Below are 17,773 nucleotides of genomic sequence, written 5' to 3' on the forward strand. Positions count from 1 at the left end.
GGTGTTGTGTAGATCACACCTTAATGTTAGCTTAGTGAGCAGATGAACACGAGCTGAGCATCTGCTCACAACTTGGGGAGGCGACATGGATGGATCGTCATCCGGTCCAGCGGGGTCGAAGTCTCCGCGGTCGGGAGAGGACCTCCGCTTGGCGCTGCGCGCCGCCACCATGTATCACCTCGAAGGCGCGACGCAGGCCGAGATCGCCGTGAAGCTCGGCGTCTCGCGCCCGACGGCGGGACGGCTGGTCGCTCGTGCCCGCACCCAGGGTCTCGTCACCATCGAGATCAACGTTCCCGACGATCTGCAGGGCACCGTCCACGCCGACGTCGAACGTGAACTCGAGGCTCGCTACGGGCTGACCGAGGTACTCGTCGTATCGGACGTCATCGACGGCACGGACGCCGGCTACGGGTCGCTGGGTCGCGCAGCGGCGACGTTGCTCTCGCGTCGACTCAAGGATCAGGACGTTCTCGGCTTCACCTGGGGTCCCGAAACGGTTGCGGTGGCCAGCTCGCTCAAGACCAGATCCACCAAATGTGCTGCGGTGGTGCAACTCGACGGTTCCATCACCTCGGCCGATTACCAGACCGGTGTGGAGTACACACTCGGACGCTGCGCTGCGTACCTGCAGGCGACACCCGTCAGGCTCAATGCGCCGCTGTATGCCGATCAGGCGACAGTGGTTGCGTTGGAGCAGGATTCCGTGATCTCGCGTGCCCTCAAGGCCGGGACCGATGCCGATGTGATGATGTACGGCATCGGTCCCGTTTCCACGTCCACCACGTTGTTCGAGGGCAGCTTCATCGACCTCGAGGTGCTCGACGAACTGCGCCGCTTGGGTGCGGTCGGTGAGATCGGCGGACGGTTCTACGACGCAGACGGCAAGGACACCGGAGGATCGCTCCCCGGCCGAACCGTGTCGGTGGGGCTCGACGCCATCAGGGCCTGTGATCGGGCCGTGCTCGTCACCGGCGGAAAACGAAAACACGAAGCGCTGCTCGGTGCGTTGCGGGGTGGACTGGCCTCGATCCTGGTCACCGATATCGAAAGTGCACGTTGGCTCGTTGCGCAAGCTCCGGCAACGGCGACCTCCAATGGAAAGGTATTTCAGTGAGGGTTCTACCGAAAGTGGTTGTCGCGAGCTCACTCGCGACGACCTTGGTGCTGTCCGGATGTGCCGGCGCCGGCTCGTTCGGCGGTGACGGTGACGGTACGACGATCACCGTCGCGATCGTCTCGAATTCACAGATGTCCGACGCCATTTCGCTTGCGCCCGAGTTCGAGGCGGAGAACCCTGGCATCAATCTGAAGTTCGTGTCGCTGTCGGAGAACGAGGCCCGGGCCAAGATCACGGCCTCGGTCGCGACGGGTGGCGGCGAGTTCGACGTGGTGATGATCAGCAACTTCGAGACCCCGCAGTGGGCCGAGAACGGCTGGCTCACCAACCTTTCCGAGTACGCGGACGCCACGCCGGGGTACGACGAGGACGACTTCATCCCGACGTTGAAGGAATCGCTGTCGTACGAGGGCAGCATGTACTCGGTGCCGTTCTACGGTGAATCCTCGTTCCTGATGTACCGCAAGGATCTGATGGAGGCCGCGGGCATCACGATGCCGGCGGAGCCGACGTGGCAGCAGGTGGCAGACGCCGCGGCCGCACTCGACAGCCCCGGCCTGTCCGGAATCTGCCTGCGCGGCAAGCCCGGTTGGGGTGAGGTGCTCGCGCCGCTCGACACGGTCATCAACGCGTTCGGCGGCCGCTGGTACGACGAGAACTGGAATGCCCAGCTGAACAGTCCCGAGGTACGCGAAGCCGTCCAGTTCTACGTCGACACCGTGCGTGAGCACGGTCAGGCCGGCGCGGCCACCAGCGGCTTCAGTGAGTGCGGAACGCAACTCTCACAGGGCAACACGGCAATGTGGTACGACGCCACCTCGGCTGTCTCGGTACTCGAGGATCCGTCGTCGAGCAACGTCGTCGGGCAGATCGGTTATGCCAAGGCCCCGTCGGCGGCCAAGGGCGACAACGGTTGGCTGTACTCCTGGGCGCTGGGCATTCCCCAGACCAGCGAGGCTCCCGACGAGGCGTGGAAGTTCGTCTCGTGGATGACCAGCAAGGAGTACCTGAACAAGGTCGGAAACGAACTCGGTTGGGAGCGTGTGCCTCCCGGAAGTCGTCTCTCGACCTACGAGATTCCCGAGTACGCGGAGGCGGCGGCTGCCTACGGTCAGCTGACCCTCGACTCCATCGACAGTGCCGACCCCAACAACCCCACCGTGGACCCGGTTCCGTACACCGGAGTCCAGTTCCTGACCATTCCGGAGTTCCAGGACCTCGGTACCCGGGTCAGCCAGCAGATCAGCGCCGCGATCGCCGGACAGATCAGCGTCGACGAGGCGCTCGACCAAGCGCAGCAATACGCCGAAGTGGTCGGCAAGACGTATCAGGAGGACCAGGGATGACCACCACCGAAGAACGGACGGCTCCGGCCGAACCGGAGAAGTTCGTACCGCGACCGAGAACGATCTCCAAGGCCGAGGGCTGGCGTCGACGCGGACCGCTGTTGCCGGCGTTGGTGTTCGCCATCATCGTCACCCAGATCCCGTTCCTGTTCACGCTGTACTACTCGACGCAGTCCTGGAACCTCGTTCGTCCGGGTTCGCGTGAGTTCAACGGCCTGAACAACTACATCGACGTCTTCCGCGACAGCCAGTTCCGCGAGGTCGCGATGAACACCGTGATCATGATCGTCGGAACCGTGATCATCTCGGTGGTCCTCGGTCTCGCCCTCGCGCTGCTGCTCGATCGTAAGTTCATCGGGCGCAGTCTGATCCGTACACTCCTGATCACCCCGTTCCTCGTCACCCCGGTCGCCGGTGCGCTGATCTGGAAGACGACGATGTTCGATCCCGTCTTCGGTCTGATCAACTTCGCTCTGAGTCCGTTCGGAGTCGGTGAGATCGACTGGGTTTCGCGGTTCCCGCTGGCCGCGGTCATGACGAACCTGGTGTGGCAGTGGACGCCGTTCATGATGCTGCTGATTCTCGCCGGGTTGCAGTCCATGCCCAAGGACATCGCCGAGGCCGCACGCGTCGATGGCGCAGGCCCGTTCAAGCTCTTCCGTGAGCTGACGTTGCCGCACCTGCGCCGGTTCATCGAACTGGGCACGGTTCTCGGTGCCATCTACCTCGTCAACACCTTCGACGCCGTCTACATGATGACCTCCGGTGGACCGGGAGTCGCGTCGGCCAACCTCCCGTTCTACATCTACCAACGTGCCTTCCTCGGTTTCGACATCGGTCAAGCCGCGGCCATGGGCGTCGTCACTGTGGTGGCAACCATCGTCCTCAGCACTCTGGCGCTGAGATTGATCTTCAAGAGCTTCAGCGCAAACGAGGAGGCGGCGTGATGAGCACGGCAACCACGAGCAAGAAGAAGCCCGTCGCGCAGACCTCCGACGGGCAGGAAATTCGCAAGAAGAGCAAGTGGGGCCCGGGCACGATCTGGTCCTTCGTCGCCTGGGTGGCCGGTATCGCATTCTTCTTCCCGGTGCTCTGGATGGTGATCACCGGCTTCAAGCAGGAGGCCGATGCGTACTCCAACCCGCCGAAGCTGATCTTCACCCCCACCCTCGATCAGTACCGGGGTGTCCTCGACAGTGGTATCGGTACGACCCTGCTGAACTCGGCGTTCGCGACGATCGTCTCGACGATTCTCGTTCTGCTGCTGGGTGTTCCGGCAGCGTTCGCACTGTCACTGCGGCCGGTCAAGAAGACCCAGGACGTGCTGTTCTTCTTCATCTCCACCAAGATGCTGCCCGTCGTGGCCGTCATCGTTCCGCTGTACGTCATCGTCGGTGACATCGGCATGCTCGACAACATCTGGGCACTGGTGATCCTCTACACCGCGATGAATCTGCCGATCGCCGTGTGGATGATGCGCTCGTTCTTCATGGAGGTGCCGTCGGAACTGCTCGAAGCCGCCAGTATGGACGGTGCGTCGTTGTGGACGTCGGTCCGCGAGGTGATCCTGCCGCTCGTCTCTCCCGGTATCGCGGCGACGTCGTTGATCTGCGTGATCTTCTCGTGGAACGAGTTCTTCTTCGCGGTCAATCTCACTGCTGTTCAGGCCCAGACGATTCCGGTGTACCTCGTCGGATTCATCACCGGCCAGGGCCTGTACTGGGCCCAGCTGTCCGCCGCTGCGACGTTCGCAGCACTCCCCGTCGTCCTTGCCGGATGGTTCGCGCAGAACAAGCTCGTGCGCGGCCTGTCCTTCGGCGCCATCAAATAGGAGAAAGTCTCATGGCTGCAATCACGTACAAGAAGGCATCCTGCGTCTACGAAGGTGCCGATTCGCTCGCCGTCGATTCCCTCGACCTCGAGATCGAGGACGGCGAGTTCGTCGTCCTGGTCGGACCGTCCGGCTCCGGCAAGTCCACCGCCCTGCGCATGCTCGCCGGTCTCGAGGAGATCGACGGTGGCGCAATCGAAATCGGCGGCAAGAACATGGTGGGCGTTCCGTCCAAGGACCGCGACATCGCCATGGTCTTCCAGAACTATGCGCTCTACCCCAACAAGACCGTCGGGGAGAACATGGGCTTCGCGCTCAAGATGCGCGGAGTGAGCCTCGAGAAGCGTCAGGCGCGCGTCGCGGAAGCGGCCCGTCTGCTCGATCTCACGGAGTACCTCGACCGCAAGCCCGGTAAGCTCTCGGGCGGCCAGCGTCAGCGAGTTGCCATGGGCCGGGCCATCGTTCGTGAGCCGCAGGTGTTCTGCATGGACGAGCCGCTGTCCAACCTCGACGCCAAGCTGCGGGTGCAGACGCGTACGCAGATCGCGGCGTTGCAGCGCAGGCTCGGCACCACGACGGTCTACGTCACCCACGATCAGGTCGAGGCCATGACGATGGGCGACCGCGTCGCGGTGCTGCGCGGTGGCAAGCTGCAGCAGTTCGCCTCTCCCACAGACCTGTACGACAATCCTGTCAATGCTTTCGTCGCAGGATTCATCGGGTCCCCGGCAATGAACCTGATGACGGTACCCATCGGCTCCGGTGGCGTCCAGATCGGTAAGTTCCTGCTCCCGCTCGAGCGCGACGAGCTGACCAAGCTCGCGAGCCTGGGTATCGACGAGGTCACCATCGGAATGCGGCCCGAGAACCTCGGCATCGTCCACGGCGGCGGCGAGGGCTTCGAGGGCAAGGTCGATCTCATCGAGGAGTTGGGCAGCGAGTCCTACGTCTACGCGCACCTCGACGACCCGAAGGTCAAGGGACTCGACGGGGGACCGGTGTCGTTGGTTGCGCGTTCGGCAGTGCGTGCTCCGGCGAGGATCGGTGAAAGTATCGGCCTGACGCGCCTCGACGGTGCGATCCACCTCTTCCACCCGGAAACGGGGGAGCGCATCTAGCGCGGTCGGTACGGGGCTTTCCGGGAGAGGATCAGTGCCGTCAGAAGTGCGGCACCCCAGAGCAGGAAGATGCCGTCGAAGAACAGGTGCCCGTACTTGACGCTTCGGTTCTCGTCCGAGGCGATGAGGCCGATCACCGCGCCGACGAACGACGCTCCGCCCCACAGGATCAGCAGCACAGAGCCGGGCCAGGATATGCCGAGGATCGACGACGGCAGCCGGGTCCGGTTCTGTGCTGCCAGGCGCGGCCGGTTCATGTACGCGAGAGCGGGAAGAATTGCCGCGCCGAGTTTGACCAGCGCAAGTGCCAGCAGTGCCGTCTTCGCGGTCTGCGGTTCGGTGTCGACCCATTCTGTTGCGAAGGAACCGACGGAGCTGAGCATCCACCGCCCGCCTGCGGCCCAATAGCCGGAAAACGCGGCGTGGACTATCCCCAGAGCACATGCGATCGCGAAGTATCCGATGGCCACGGTGACCGAGGGTAGCCGACGTCGCACCCCCGTTCGGGGGTAGCGAGGGGCCGTGCGCGTCCCCTAGCTTGGTGGTGATGGGCATCACACGCGCAGGAGGAAACATGGCCGAATCGGCACACACGGCATTCAGGAATGCACGCGATCTACTACTCGACGCCTACGGCGAGTACGACCGTGCAGTGGCATCTTTCGAATGGCCGTCGTTCGGTGAGACGTTCAACTGGGCGATCGATTGGTTCGATGCGATCGCGCGAGGCAACGATGGCACCGCGCTGTGGATAGTCGAGGAGGACGGCAGCGAGGCCAAGTACAGCTTCGACGACATCGCTCGTCGCTCCGACCAGGTTGCTCGCTGGCTCGAGCAGCAGGGAATCGGCCGCGGCGACTCGGTGATCCTGATGCTCGGCAACCAGGTGGAGCTGTGGGAAGCGATGCTCGCGGTGATGAAGCTGGGCGCGGTCCTGATGCCGACCACCACTGCCATCGGATCCGCAGATCTGACCGATCGCGTCGTACGCGGCAATGCACGCGCAGTGATCGTGAACCCCTCGGACACCGGCAAATTCGACGACGTCCCCGGTGACTACCTGCGTATCGCCACGTCCGCGTGTGATGGTTGGGTGGACTATGCCGAGGCTCGCTCCGTCGAGGCCGTACCGTTCGAGTCCGTGACGGCTCCCACCGACCGCCTTCTCATGTACTTCACCTCCGGTACCACCAGCAAGCCCAAGCTCGTCGAGCACACTCAGATCTCCTATCCCGTAGGGCATCTGAGCACCATGTACTTCCTCGGGCTGCGCCCGGGCGACGTACACCTGAACATCAGCTCGCCCGGGTGGGCCAAGCACGCGTGGAGTTGCTTCTTCGCCCCGTGGATCGCCGAGGCGACCATCTTCATCTACAACTACGGCAGATTCGACGCGAAAGCGTTGCTCGAACAGATCCGACGGGCCGAGGTGACGACGTTCTGTGCGCCGCCGACGGTGTGGCGCATGCTGATTCAAGCCGATCTCGCCGGCGGCGGTGGTTCGCTACGCGAGGCCATCGGAGCCGGTGAGCCACTCAACCCCGAGGTGATCTCGCGGGTCCAACAGGAGTGGGGGCTGAACATCCGCGACGGGTTCGGTCAAACGGAAACCACTGCGCTGGTTGCCAATACACCCGGAGCCGTACTCAAGTCCGGCTCGATGGGGAGGCCGCTGCCGGGCGTTCCGGTGGTGATCGTCGACCCCACCACCGGCGAACTCGCCGACGAGGGTGAGATCTGCCTCGACCTGGCCCAGAAGCCGTTCAACCTGATGACCGGCTATCTCGGTGACCCCGAACGCAATGCCGCCGTCATGGCCGACGGGTACTACCACACCGGCGACGTCGCATCACGGGACTCCGAGGGCTACATCACCTACGTCGGCCGCACCGACGACGTGTTCAAGGCCTCGGACTACAAGATCTCCCCGTTCGAGCTCGAAAGCGTGCTGATCGAACACCCCGCCGTTGCCGAGGCCGCAGTGGTGCCGGCCCCGGACGAGACGCGACTGGCCGTTCCGAAGGCATACGTGGCGCTGGCGTCGGGCTGGGAACCCAACGAGGACACTGCATTCGAGATCCTCAAGTACGCCCGCGAGCACCTGGCACCGTTCCTGCGTGTGCGCCGAATCGAGTTCTTCGAGCTACCGAAAACGATCTCCGGCAAGATCCGTCGAGTGGAACTGCGCGCTCGCGAGGATGCGGCCGTCGGACCGCTGGAGACCGAGTGGCGCGACGACCAGTTTCCTGCGCTGAAGAGGTGATGTGGCTGTCCACTATGTGCTGCGTGAGGCGGGATTCCGATTCTCGAGGCGAATTGTGGGCGCTGACGTCACCTGTCCCAGAACCGTTCGAGGACGCCGAGCACTTCAGTGGACGCCGCCATCGTTGTCGCGTGGTCGAATCCGCGGATGACATGCAGCTCGGAGTTCGGTACCAGCGCCGCGGCAGCTCGGGTGTCGTCGAGCCTGGTGCCGTCCTGACTGCCGACGTAGAACAGCGACGGTGGGGTGAATCGTTGCAACGCCTCGTCCGGTAGGCCGGGATCGGCGTCGGAGGCTCGGATGTACGCGGCCATGGCCTGGGCATCGTTGGCGGAGAACACCGCTCGGGTACCCGCATCGATCGGGAACATGCGGTGGCTGGTCCAGACCTCGAGAAATCCGTCCATGCCGCGCTGCTCCAACACATCGGCGCATCCGGGGAAGAACAGGCGATCGAACGCGCCTGCCTGAGCGCCGTGACTACCGCCGCCGACGGCCAGCGATCGCACTCGCTCGGGAGCCGCAGCCGTCAACGCCAAGCCCGCCCGAGCCCCGAACGAGTACCCGAGGTAATCGACGGTATCGACCCCCACCGCATCGAGCACCGCCGTCAGATCGCCGACGATAGTGCCCATCGCATAGGCGTCGGGAGAATGGGGCTTCTCGCTGCGGCCGTGCCCACGACTGTCGATCAGAATCAACCGCCGACTGCCGCGCAGCGCCTTCACATAGCCGAACGTCCGCCAGATCGTGTGCGTGAGAAAACTGCCGTGCACCATCAACAACGGCGGCCCGGACCCCACCACCGTGTACGCGATCCGTGTTCCATCGTCTGCATTCGAGGCGTACTCCACCCCGCGATTCTTGCCTTTGAAGTCCACTCAACGTGACATTGACCCCCACAAAGGCCACTGAACGTCACATTGACTCCCTACGGGCGGGCGCTTCTTCGGCGGACTCGGGAGGCTCGGCGGTCGGGGTGAGGTCGATGGTGCGGGTGGGCGCTATGGCGTCGAGGAACGGTCGATCGTGGCTTGCGATGATCAGCGCACCCTCGAATTTTCCGAGGGCGTCGATGAGGTGTTGTCGGCTGGTGATGTCGAGGTTGTTGGTCGGCTCGTCGAGCATCAGTAGTTTCGGAGCCGGCTCCGCCAGCAGAATTCGTGCCAGTGCGGCCCGCAGTCGTTCGCCACCGGAGAGGGTCGCGACGACGGCGTCGGCGTCGGATCCGCGGAACAGGAAGCGGGCGAGTTGGCCTCGGATCTGTTCGGCGGTGGCCTGTGGGGCGACATCGGATACGTTCTCGGCGACGGTGCGGGATTCGTCGAAGACGTCCAGTCGCTGCGGCAGATACTTCCACGGCACCTCTGCCCCGGTGGCGTCCAGAGCCCGCAACAGGGTGGTCTTGCCGCTCCCGTTCGGTCCGATCAGCGCGATGCGCTCGGGACCGACGATGTTGAGCTCGGGTTGTTCGAGAACCACCTGTCCCGCATGAACTTTCGTCGCCGGGAGGTCGACGCGTATCTCGCGGTCGTCGCGCAGGAGATCCTCGGCGGCCGACAGTGACGATCGGGCGTCGTCGACGCGGTCACTCTGCGTCCCGCGAAGTTTGCCTGCCGATTCCTGGGCAGCCCGCTTGCGTCGGCCCGCGAGGATCGGCGGTACACGCTTCTGCTCTTCCATCTTCTTCCCGAATCGCTGGCGTCTGTCGAGTTTGATTCGGGTGTCGATCAATTCGCGTTCCTGCTTGCGGACGTCGTTCTTGGCATCACGGACGGTCGCCCGTGCGGCTTCCTGTTCCGCGTCGACGACCGAGCGATAGTGCTGATAGTTGCCGCCGAACATGCGCAGCCGCGAGACCCCGCTGCGCTCGGCCCGCACCTCGGCGATGGAGTCGACGCGTTCGAGCAGCTCGAGATCGTGAGTGCACACGATCAGCACACCCGCGTAGCCGTCGACTGCCGTGTACAAGCGTTCTCGCGCAGCGTGATCGAGGTTGTTGGTCGGTTCGTCGAGCAGCAGTACGTCGGGCTGGGCGAGCAGTTGTGCGGTGAGGGCGAGCAGTATCGTCTCGCCGCCCGACAGGGTGCCGACGCGGCGATCCAGATCGTCCAGGGAGCCGACGATGCTGCCCAGGCCGAGCTTGTCCAGCAGTGCCAGAGCGCGCTCCTCGACGTCCCACGCCGACCCCACGATTGCGAAGTCGTCCTCGGTGGAGGATCCGGATTCTATGCGATGCAATGCTTTTCGCACCGAATCGATGGCCAGTACCCGATCGACGGGCAGGTCGGGATCCAGTGCGACGTCCTGGCGCAGGTAGCCGAATACGCCCGGTATCGAGATGGAACCGAGTTGTGGTGTCAATTCCCCGGCGAGCAATCGCAGGAGCGTCGACTTTCCCGCACCGTTGGCACCGATGAGACCTGTTGTGCCGCTGGGGAAGATGGCCGACATGGCGTCGAACACGGGGCCGCCGTCCGGCCATGTGAAGCTCAGGTTCGAGATGGACAGTGATGACGAATGAGGCATGGTTGCTCCAAAGGTGTGCGTGCGATGGATCTGCAGGCGTCTAGAACCTCTGGAAGAGCAATGGCCTCTCCGAATCTGTGGGCGACAAGGCGAAGGCCACGCTAGCCCCGAACCCGACGAGTACGCAAGCGAATTAAACCGATGGGCCCTTCTTGCGTAGCTCGTCGACCGTCGTCATGGCGCCCCGCAGTTCGTCCAGCCACTCCTGGGTGTGCTCGCCGACGAGCTTCACAGCCCAGGCCAGGGCGTCGGCCCTGGAGCGAGCGACGCCGGCGTCGACGAGGGTGTCCAGGACGCGACGCTCGGGCTGACGCAGGCGCGTCATGACCGGTACTGCGAGGTGGGTGAACAGGACCACGTCGGATCCGGTTCTCACTCCCCAGGCGACCTTGCGTCCGTATCGCTTCTCGGCCTCGTCGGCGATCTGCATGCGGTCGCCGCGGGTCGTTTCCCGGAATCGCGCGATGCGGCCCTCGTTGGCTGCGGGTGAACTGTCCTGCTCCACAGGCAATGTCCCTACGACGACGATCTCCTCTCGGTCGACCTCGACCGAGGCGGCACCGTCGAACCAGGTGTCCGGGAGTCGGCCACCGAACCACTCGGCGGCGTCGGTGGCGTCCGGAATGTCTGCGTGCTGCCAGCCGCCGGGGCGACCGAACGAGCGTCCGTTGGGTTTCATGTGAGCTCCCGAGTAGGTGTTTGTAAGACTGATTACATAATTACACCTCATTCAGGGATCGCGCCACCGGTGTTTCGCGGACGCCCTGGGGCATGATCGATCCCGTGCGCACTTCGACAAGACCGACGACTCTGGCCGCAATCGTGTCCGTACTGGCATTGGTGCTCGCCGCCTGTGGTCAGAGTGGGCCCGATCAGCCGCAGACCGTCGCCGAGCAGTTCGCGGACGCGGTCAACAGCGCGAATATCGATCAGGCTGCCGCGTTGACCACCGATCCGGCCGGCGCGACGGCAGCGCTCACCGGGCTGTACGACGGGCTTTCGGCCGGCGGTACGGTCACGGCAACTCCCGATTTCGAGGCAGTCGACGCCAACGAGGATGCGGGCACGTTCACATTGAATGCCGGCTGGCGCTTCTCGACGACCACCGACGGCACCGCCGAACCCGACGGCGAGCCGAAGGAATGGAACTACACGACCTCTGCGACAGCGGCGGAAACCGAGCAGGGCTGGAAGATCACCTGGGATCCGGCGATGCTGGTGCCGGGCCTGACGGCCGACTCGTCGGTGCGTTTCACTCCTACCGACGCGCTCGTCGCGCCGCGCATCTTCGACGGAAACGGCGTCGAGCTGATGTCGCAGCAGGTGGTCACCCTCGTCAACGTCGATGCGACGGCCGATCCCGTGGCTGTCGCGAACCTCGTCGGATCCGTCGTCCCGGGTATCACGGCCGAGTACGTCACATCGACTGTCGCTGCAGCGCAGGGTAACTCGGCGACCATCGTGTTGCTTCGTCAGGCGGATATCGATCCCATCGGTGCTCAGCTCGCGACCGTCCCCGGCGTCACGCTGGCTCCGCAGACGCGGCTGCTCGCCACCGACCGGAACCTCGTTTCGCCGGTCCTCAACGACCTGACGACTCTGTGGGAGCAGGAGCAGGCAGCCAATCGGGGATGGGCTGTGCAGGCCGTTGCAGCCGACGGCACCATCACCCCACTTGCCGGCCGCGACGCCGGAACCGGAGACGACATCGCGACCACCCTGGATTCGGCACTGCAACTGAAAGCCGAGAATGCGCTCGCGTCGTTGCCGCAGCAGTCGGCCATCGTTGCGCTTCGGCCGTCGACGGGGGCGGTTCTCGCCGTGGCACAGAATGCCGCCGCGGATGCCGAGGGCCCGATCGCCCTCACCGGTCTGTACCCGCCGGGGTCGACGTTCAAGACGGTGACCACCTCGGCTGCACTGCAGTCCGGTGCCGTCACCCCCGATACCGTGCTGCCGTGCCCGGCGACCGAGAACATCGAGGGCAGGCAGATCCCGAACGACGACAATTTCGATCTCGGCGACGTGCCGCTGCACACCGCCTTCGCCAAGTCCTGCAACACGACGATGGGTCGCCTCGGCGTGGCACTCCCGCCGAACGGACTGACCGACGCGGCCGCGCAGTACGGCCTCGGCGTCGACTACGTCACCCCCGGTCTGACGACCGTCACCGGTTCGGTGCCCTCGGCCGACACCCCGGCGCAGCGGGTCGAATCCGCCATCGGCCAGGGGCAGGTGACCGCGTCGCCGTTCGGAATGGCACTGGTCGCGTCGTCGATCGCCAACAACGGATTGCGCCCACCGACGGTCGTCGCCGGTGAGCCCGGAGTGGGAAACATGCAGCCGGCAGCGGTGGACCCGCAGGTCACCGAGCAGATCAAGACCATGATGCGCGAGACGATCACCGGCGGCACGGCCACGTCACTGAACGACATTCCCGGGCTGCTCGGCAAGACCGGCACCGCCGAATTCGGCGCGAACAACGAAGGAGCCCACGGCTGGTTCGTCGGTATCTCCGGTGATCTCGCGTTCGCGGTGTTCGTGAACGATGCGGGCAGTTCGACGCCTGCCGTCGAGGCTGCGGGTCGTTTTCTGCGCTAGTAGAGGCCGAAACCGACCGGGGCGTATCCCAATCGTGACCGGCTCGTATGAATCCCGTGCTTGTTACTCGTGTGACTACAGTGAATATTGTGACTCATGAGTTCTATGAGTCGTGCCCGTCGTGGCCCGCGCAAGGTCCGCGGTCGCTACCTCGTCGCCGTTGCAGCATCGGCGACGTTGACGGTCTCGGCAGTGTTCTGGATGGTCGATCGCCCACCGAGCGAGGCCGAGGTGCTGGTCTCGAAGTTCGTCGATGCCCTGGACAACCGAGACGTCGCTGCCGCTGCCGCGCTGACGACCTACCCGAATGCCGCGACGGCCGCGCTGAACCAGATGTTCGACGGCTTGTCGGCCGAGGGCACGTCCACCGGCGATTTCGACCTGACCCAGTACATGGACCTCTCCGACGAGAGCGGCTACTTCACTCTCGCGTCCGCATGGAATTTCGGTGAGGGCAAGGACTGGAAGTACAGCGCTCAGGGCTCGACCAAGAAGCTCAGTGTCGGCTGGCGAATCGCGTGGGATCCGGCCACCCTCGTCCCCGACCTCACCTCGGGAGGGTCGGTCCGATACACCAGGACCGACGCCGCTCCGCCGCTGATCTTCGACGCCGCGAACAACGTACTGATGAGCGAGCGCACCATCAACGCCATCTCCCTCGACCCGGCACAGACGAGCGATCCGGCGGCGTCCACTGCGCAACTCGCGGACGTCATCGACGTCGTGGCACCGCTGATCACCTCCGAATCGATGCTGGCCGAACTCGATTCGGCCGGCGGTGCACCGATCACCGCAGTGACCTTGCGCGACGACGATTTCGCCGTCCTCGAAGACGACCTGCGCGCCGTTCCGGGCGTGGTGGTTTCTCCGCAACCCAAGCTCATCGTCGACGACCGTCGGATCACCTCACCCGTGCTCGACTCGTTGCGAAGCGCCTGGCAGGAAGGACGCGACGCCACCGCAGGCTGGGCCGTCGACACCTACACCGCCGACGGAACCGGCGAACGCCGTGTCGGCTTCCAGGGACCCGCCGGTCCTGACCTGCACGCGACGCTCGATCCGCGAGTTCAGCTCGCAGCCGAGAACGCGGTCGTCATGGCGGGGTCGTCGGCGTCGATCGTCGCCCTGTCCACCTCGACCGGCGCGATTCTCGCTGCGGCACAGAACAGTTACGCGAACGAGCAGGGCGACGTCGTCTTCGGGGGCTCCTACCCGGCCGGCACCGCGTCGGAACTCGTCCGGGCCGTGCAGTCCGATCGCGGTGACGACAGCGCCGAAGATGCAGCTGCGAGGTTGGGCCTCGGTATCAACTACTCGATGCCCGGACTCGACGCCTACACAGGAACTCCCGCCGACAGTCGCAGCGCGATCGACGGCATCAGGACCGTGTCCACCGCCTCCGCCGACGAGGCGACGGTGACTCCGTTCGGACTCGCGCAGATGGCGGCCGCGATCTCTCGGGGCAGCGCTCCGACTCCGACGATCGTCGCCGGTCAGACCGCCGTCGCGAATCGGGAGTCCGAGGCAATCGGCTCGGATGCGGCAAACCGGTTGCGCGGCATACTCGCCGACTCGTCGAGCAGTAGCGGTCTCGACACCTTCGACGGTGTGCAGGGATTCGCCGGGGAAAGTGGCGACGATCGCTTCGTGCTCGCCACCAGTGGTGACGTTGCATTCGCGGTGTACATCGAGGGCGCGGACGGCGGAGACCAGGCAGTGCGCATGACGAGCCGGTTGCTGCAGGAGATGGCGAACCCCGTCGAGTAAGCCCTGCGGTGCCGGCCGGATCGTTAGGCGCGGTAGCTTTGTTCGGTGACTGTGCTCGATTTCGGACTTCTGGTGGTGGCCGGGTTCTTCGCCGGGCTCATCGGGTTCGTCACCGGGCTCGCGTCGCTGGTGTCCTATCCTGCTCTGCTTGCGGTGGGTTTGCCTGCGGTGTCTGCGAACGTGACGAACACGGTCGCGTTGGTCGCGGCCGGTGTCGGGGCGACGGCGAGTTCCTCGGCCGAGCTCGCCAAGGACGGCAAGCAGCTGGTTCGCTATGCGATCTACTCCGCGCTGGGCGGTACCACCGGTGCGATTCTGTTGCTCACTACGCCGGACGGTTCGTTCGAGGTGGTCGTACCGTTCCTGGTGGCGATGGCAGCCATCGCGCTACTGCTGCAGCCGCGTATCCGAAAGCTGTCCGGCGGCAGGCAGTTTCCGACGCTCTATCCGTTGGCGCTGTTCGCGGTCGCGATCTACGGTGGCTACTTCGGTGCCGGGGCCGGTGTCATCTTCCTTGCGCTGGCGCTGATCTGCACCTCGGATACTTTCTGGCGCGCAAGCGTTCTGAAGAGTTTCTTCCTCGGCATCGCCAATCTCATTGCCGCCATCATCTTTTCGTTCTCCGGCCAGGTGCACTGGTGGGCCGCGCTTGCCCTGGCGATCGGATGTTTCGTCGGCGGTGCCTGCGGGCCGCCGACGGTCAAGGTGATCTCGCCGATCATTCTGCGTATTGCGGTCGGAATTCTGGGGCTCGGTCTCTCCGGATGGCTGGGGTATCAGGCGTTCGGCTGACAGTTAGGTCACCTGTTCGCTACTTGCTCGACGGCGACCCGAGAGTGATCAACTCCGGCGCAGCAGGGGCACCGCAGCAGCCACCGGACGACGGGGCGTCGGGCTCGTCGAACAGGCCCGCGCCGCCGCAGACACCGGTGTCGGGCAGCGTCAGCTCGACCTTTCGTGCGCCCTCGTGGTCGCCTGCGAGTTCGGCTGCGATGCTGCGAACCTGCTCGTATCCGGTCATCGCGAGGAACGTCGGCGCGCGGCCGTAGCTCTTCATGCCCACCAGGTAGAAGCCGGGCTCCGGTTGGGTCAGTTCTTCGACTCCGTGCGGTGACACCGATCCGCACGAATGCATGTTGGGGTCCACCAACTCTGCGACGAACTTGGGTGCCTGCAGGGTGGGATCGAGATCGAGGCGAACCTCGGACAGCCATGACAGATCCGGGCGGAATCCGGTCAACGCCACGACTCGGTCGACGCGCTCTATGCGAGCGCCGGTGTCGCCGACGAGTGTCAGCCGGTCACCGTCGACTGCAACGGTGTCGGTGCGGAATCCGGATTGCACGGTGAGGAAGCCGTCGTCGACGGCCTTCTTGGCGCGTTGGCCCAGAGCGCCGCGAGCAGCGAGCTCGTCCGCTTCCCCTCCGCCGAACACATCGGCGGTGACTCCTCGGCGCACGGCCCAGGTGAGCGTCGTTCCTGGTTCCTCCGCGGCGAGTTCGGCGAAGGTGATGATGGCGGTCAAGGCGGAGTGTCCACTGCCGGCGATGACGGTGTGCTTGCCCGCGAACTGGGCGCGAATGGCCGGATCGGTCAGATCGGGGACCCGGTAGTCGATCCGGTCCGCAGCGGCCTTCTCGCCGATGGCCGAAAGTCCCTCGCTGCCCAGCGGATTCGGTGACCCCCAGGTGCCCGACGCGTCGACGACAGCGCGGGCGAGGATGCGTTCCTCGCTGCCGTCGGAGTGGCGGATGTGCACCGACAGCGGTTCGGTGTCGCGGCCGGCGTCGACCACGCGGTCGCGTCCGCGGCGGGCGACGCCGACTACCTCGGAGTCGACTCGGACGGCGTCGCCGAGAACGGCGGCGAGGGGTGCGAGGTACCGCTCCACCCATTCGCGACCGGTGGCATAGGTGTCACCGTCCGGTGCAGTCCAGCCGGTGGGCTCGAGCAACCGGGCCGCAGCGGGGTCGACGACCTCGGACCACGGGGAGAACAACCGCACGTGATTCCACTCGGACACTGCCGAGCCGGCGGACGGCCCGCATTCGAGAACGACCACGGCAGAGCCGGTTTCGGTCAGATGCGCTGCGGCGGCAAGACCGATGGGTCCTGCGCCGATCACTACTACGGGGTATTCGTTCATGACTGATCTACCTTTCCTCGTCGAGCGAGAGTGCTCACTGCTGCGCGTGCGGTGCGGCCGACGCCGATGAGCGTTGCCGATGCCGGTCCGGTCCAGTCGCCGTACCCCAGGAACATCAGGGTCGACTCGCCGCGAATATGATTGTCTTCCAACGTGATTCGAGGTCCGTCGGTATGCAGGTGCAGCGGCTGCAGGTGCCGCAGCGCGGGCCGAAAGCCGGTGCACCAGACGATCGCATCCAGTTTCTCCGTTGCGTGCCCGTCCGTCACGCCGTCGGCTGTGATCGCCGTGAACATCGGCCGGGCCTGCAGGACTTCGCGATCCCTGGCCTCCTTCACCGGCGGGACCATGACGATGTCGCCCAAGCCTGCGACCCCGCCGGTATCGGTATCACCCGCTGCCAGCGCTCGGGCGCGGTCGCTGGCGACATCGAACAGCACGCGCCCATCGACGTCGTCGGGCAGGAATTTCGGCTCACGGCTGGTGTACCAGTAGGTATCGGCGACAGTGGAGATTTCGGCAAGTATTTGAGCAGCCGAGTTTCCGCCGCCGACGATTCCTACTCGCTTGCCCACGAATCGGTCCGGTGTGCGGTAGTCGGCGGCATGCAGTTGGGCCCCACCGAATTCACGCATGCCCGGGTAGCTCGGCCAGAAGGGCCGAGACCATGTTCCCGTCGCGTTGACGACTGCTGTGGCACTGTGCGATTCGCCATCGGTGTCGACTCGGTAGCCGCCCGGGACCCGATGCACGGCCGTCACCCGGACGGGCCGGTGCACCGGCAGTTCGTACTTCTTCTCGTACGCTCGCAAGTAGTCGACCACATGAGACGCGGGTGGGAAACCGTTGTGCCACGGAGGCATCGGCCAGCCGGGAAGTCGCGAGTACTCGGCCGGCGAGAACAGGTGCAGCGACGGCCAGTAGTCCTGCCAGGAGCCTCCGGCATGGTTCTGGTTGTCGAGAATGACGAAGTCCAGCCCGGCTCGTCGCAGGTAGTAGCCGGCGGCCAGTCCTGCCTGGCCGCCGCCGATCACCACCACCTCGGACTTCAT

Annotated in this window: 15 protein-coding genes; 9 read left to right on the top strand and 6 right to left on the bottom strand. The window is 64.9% G+C overall.

Annotated features, from left to right (window positions below; translation table 11 throughout):
• Positions 1–85 precede the first annotated feature (85 nt).
• The 5 genes from CH271_RS24125 to CH271_RS24145 are packed head-to-tail and all read left to right on the top strand — an operon-like array spanning position 86 to position 5,415.
• Positions 86–1,117: a sugar-binding transcriptional regulator gene (locus CH271_RS24125; protein ID WP_037196016.1), complete on the top strand. Its 1,032-nt coding sequence runs from the start codon at positions 86–88 to the stop codon at positions 1,115–1,117.
• Positions 1,114–2,466 (top strand): ABC transporter substrate-binding protein, encoded by a 1,353-nt coding sequence (locus tag CH271_RS24130; protein ID WP_230596525.1) that lies wholly within the window; start codon positions 1,114–1,116, stop codon positions 2,464–2,466. The genes CH271_RS24125 and CH271_RS24130 overlap by 4 nt, the downstream gene beginning before the upstream one ends.
• A complete protein-coding gene (locus CH271_RS24135; RefSeq protein WP_037196012.1) occupies positions 2,463–3,413 on the top strand; it encodes a carbohydrate ABC transporter permease in 951 nt (316 codons plus the stop codon). The genes CH271_RS24130 and CH271_RS24135 overlap by 4 nt, the downstream gene beginning before the upstream one ends.
• Positions 3,413–4,297 (top strand): carbohydrate ABC transporter permease, encoded by an 885-nt coding sequence (locus CH271_RS24140; RefSeq protein WP_094635211.1) that lies wholly within the window; start codon positions 3,413–3,415, stop codon positions 4,295–4,297. The genes CH271_RS24135 and CH271_RS24140 overlap by 1 nt, the downstream gene beginning before the upstream one ends.
• A gap of 11 nt (positions 4,298–4,308) precedes the next feature.
• The gene (locus CH271_RS24145) at positions 4,309–5,415 is read left to right on the top strand and encodes an ABC transporter ATP-binding protein (protein WP_037196008.1); all 1,107 of its coding nucleotides are present in this window, start codon (positions 4,309–4,311) and stop codon (positions 5,413–5,415) included.
• On the opposite strand, the gene CH271_RS24150 is transcribed toward CH271_RS24145, so the two are convergent.
• Positions 5,412–5,885 (bottom strand): DUF3995 domain-containing protein, encoded by a 474-nt coding sequence (locus tag CH271_RS24150; protein ID WP_094635212.1) that lies wholly within the window; start codon positions 5,883–5,885, stop codon positions 5,412–5,414. The two genes, CH271_RS24145 and CH271_RS24150, sit on opposite strands and share 4 nt — an antisense overlap.
• Before the next feature lie 104 nt (positions 5,886–5,989).
• Between CH271_RS24150 and CH271_RS24155 the strand changes: the two genes are divergently transcribed.
• Complete coding sequence (locus CH271_RS24155) at positions 5,990–7,678, top strand: AMP-binding protein (RefSeq protein ID WP_094635355.1); 1,689 nt, start codon at positions 5,990–5,992, stop codon at positions 7,676–7,678.
• A gap of 68 nt (positions 7,679–7,746) precedes the next feature.
• On the opposite strand, the gene CH271_RS24160 is transcribed toward CH271_RS24155, so the two are convergent.
• The 3 genes from CH271_RS24160 to CH271_RS24170 all read right to left on the bottom strand — a co-directional run bounded on the left by CH271_RS24160 (position 7,747) and on the right by CH271_RS24170 (position 10,886).
• Positions 7,747–8,559: an alpha/beta fold hydrolase gene (locus tag CH271_RS24160; protein ID WP_373453603.1), complete on the bottom strand. Its 813-nt coding sequence runs from the start codon at positions 8,557–8,559 to the stop codon at positions 7,747–7,749.
• Positions 8,560–8,596: 37 nt separating this feature from the next.
• Positions 8,597–10,207 (bottom strand): ABC-F family ATP-binding cassette domain-containing protein, encoded by a 1,611-nt coding sequence (locus tag CH271_RS24165; RefSeq protein ID WP_179274832.1) that lies wholly within the window; start codon positions 10,205–10,207, stop codon positions 8,597–8,599.
• Between the two features lie 133 nt (positions 10,208–10,340).
• Positions 10,341–10,886, bottom strand: a complete 546-nt coding sequence (locus CH271_RS24170; RefSeq protein WP_037196003.1) for a hypothetical protein — start codon at positions 10,884–10,886, stop codon at positions 10,341–10,343.
• A 92-nt stretch (positions 10,887–10,978) separates the two neighbouring features.
• Between CH271_RS24170 and CH271_RS24175 the strand changes: the two genes are divergently transcribed.
• From CH271_RS24175 to CH271_RS24185, 3 genes are all read left to right on the top strand, one after another.
• Positions 10,979–12,808, top strand: coding sequence for a penicillin-binding transpeptidase domain-containing protein (locus CH271_RS24175; RefSeq protein WP_094635213.1), 1,830 nt, complete (start codon positions 10,979–10,981; stop codon positions 12,806–12,808).
• Positions 12,809–12,913: 105 nt separating this feature from the next.
• Entirely contained in the window at positions 12,914–14,575 is a 1,662-nt protein-coding gene (locus CH271_RS24180) for an NTF2-like N-terminal transpeptidase domain-containing protein (protein WP_179274836.1), read from the top strand.
• A gap of 45 nt (positions 14,576–14,620) precedes the next feature.
• Positions 14,621–15,367 (top strand): sulfite exporter TauE/SafE family protein, encoded by a 747-nt coding sequence (locus CH271_RS24185; protein WP_037195997.1) that lies wholly within the window; start codon positions 14,621–14,623, stop codon positions 15,365–15,367.
• A gap of 19 nt (positions 15,368–15,386) precedes the next feature.
• Here the strand turns inward: CH271_RS24185 and CH271_RS24190 are convergent, their stop codons facing one another.
• Both CH271_RS24190 and CH271_RS24195 read right to left on the bottom strand, forming a co-directional pair.
• Positions 15,387–16,721, bottom strand: a complete 1,335-nt coding sequence (locus CH271_RS24190) for an NAD(P)-binding domain-containing protein (RefSeq protein WP_094635214.1) — start codon at positions 16,719–16,721, stop codon at positions 15,387–15,389.
• Complete coding sequence (locus CH271_RS24195) at positions 16,718–17,773, bottom strand: ArsO family NAD(P)H-dependent flavin-containing monooxygenase (RefSeq protein WP_094635215.1); 1,056 nt, start codon at positions 17,771–17,773, stop codon at positions 16,718–16,720. The genes CH271_RS24190 and CH271_RS24195 overlap by 4 nt, the downstream gene beginning before the upstream one ends.

This window comes from Rhodococcus sp. 05-340-2, assembly GCF_002258915.1.
Lineage (GTDB): Bacteria > Actinomycetota > Actinomycetes > Mycobacteriales > Mycobacteriaceae > Rhodococcoides.